Source organism: Pseudomonas sp. NPDC086251 (assembly GCF_044746405.1).
Taxonomy (GTDB): Bacteria; Pseudomonadota; Gammaproteobacteria; order Pseudomonadales; family Pseudomonadaceae; genus Aquipseudomonas.
In genome coordinates this window covers 1-1672 of the sequence record NZ_JBIVBY010000017.1, presented here as the reverse complement: position 1 = coordinate 1672, position 1672 = coordinate 1, and the positions used below count along the sequence as shown (strand labels likewise).

The 1672-nt window shown below is 60.8% G+C and carries 1 protein-coding gene; it reads right to left on the bottom strand.

The window, feature by feature from the left end; genetic code table 11:
* Positions 1 to 1672 (bottom strand): bifunctional aconitate hydratase 2/2-methylisocitrate dehydratase (locus ACIPL2_RS20010; RefSeq protein WP_401358819.1); only part of this gene is annotated, 1672 nt, incomplete at both ends.

The following is a 1672-nucleotide window of genomic DNA, read 5'->3' as shown; positions in this document are numbered from 1 at the left end:
TACCGGCAGCGCGGAAGTGACCGATGTTGGTCATGCACGAACCGATGAACACTTCGTCGATCTTCTCGCCAGCAACGCTGGACAGCAGACGGGCGTCGTCCGGATCGTTTGGCGCGCAGAGCACAGGCTCTTTGATGTCGGCCAGGTCGATTTCGATGATTTCAGCGTATTCGGCGTCAGCATCGGCAACCATCAACTCAGGGTTGGCAACCCAGGCTTCCATCGCTTGGGCACGACGTTCCAGGGTACGTGCATCGCCGTAGCCTTCGCCGATCATCCAGCGCAGCAGGGTGATGTTGGAGTTCAGGTACTCGGTGATCGACTCTTTCGACAGCTTGATGGTGCAACCGGCAGCCGAACGTTCGGCCGAGGCGTCGGACAGCTCGAAAGCCTGTTCGATGCTCAGGTTGTCCAGGCCTTCGATTTCCAGGATGCGGCCAGAGAAGGCGTTCTTCTTGCCTTTCTTCTCAACGGTCAACAGGCCAGCCTGAATCGCGAAGTAAGGAATGGCGTGAACCAGGTCACGCAGGGTGACGCCAGGTTGCATTTTGCCTTTGAAGCGCACCAGGATCGATTCCGGCATGTCCAGCGGCATAACGCCGGTGGCTGCGGCGAATGCGACCAGACCGGAACCGGCCGGGAACGAGATGCCCATCGGGAAACGGGTGTGCGAGTCACCACCGGTGCCGACGGTGTCCGGCAGCAGCATGCGGTTCAGCCAGCTGTGGATGATGCCGTCGCCCGGACGCAGGGAAACGCCGCCGCGGGTCATGATGAAGTCTGGCAGGGTGTGGTGGGTGGTCACGTCGATCGGCTTAGGGTAAGCCGCGGTGTGGCAGAAGGACTGCATCACCAGATCGGTCGAGAAGCCCAGGCACGCCAGGTCTTTCAGTTCGTCACGGGTCATAGGACCGGTGGTGTCCTGGGAGCCGACGGTGGTCATCTTCGGTTCGCAGTAAGTACCTGGACGAACGCCTTTGCCTTCTGGCAGGCCGCAGGCCTTGCCGACCATTTTCTGTGCCAGGGTGAAGCCCTTGCCGGTGTCGACAGGTGCTTCAGGCAGCTTGAACAGGTCGGTAGGACCCAGGCCCAGCTCGGCGCGGGCTTTGTCGGTCAGGCCGCGACCGATGATCAACGGAATACGGCCGCCAGCACGAACTTCGTCCAACAGAACCGGGGTCTTCATCTGGAAGGTGGTCAGGACTTCGTCGGTGCCGTGTTTGCAGACTTTGCCAGCATGTGGGTACAGGTCGATCACGTCGCCCATGTTCATGTTGGTGACGTCGAATTCGATCGGCAGTGCGCCGGCATCTTCCATGGTGTTGTAGAAGATTGGGGCGATTTTGCTGCCGAAGCAGAAACCGCCAGCACGTTTGTTCGGCACGTAAGGAACGTCGTCGCCGAAGAACCACAGCACCGAGTTGGTCGCCGATTTACGCGAAGAACCGGTACCGACCACGTCGCCGACGTAGGCGATCGGGAAGCCGCTGTTGCGCATTTCTTCGATCTGCTTCATCGGACCGGTGACGCCTTGGACGTCAGGCACGATGCCTTCACGGGCCATTTTCAGCATGGCCAGGGCGTGCAGCGGGATGTCCGGGCGGGACCAGGCATCCGGGGCAGGGGACAGGTCGTCGGTGTTGGTTTCGCCGGTGACCTTGAACACGCGCAG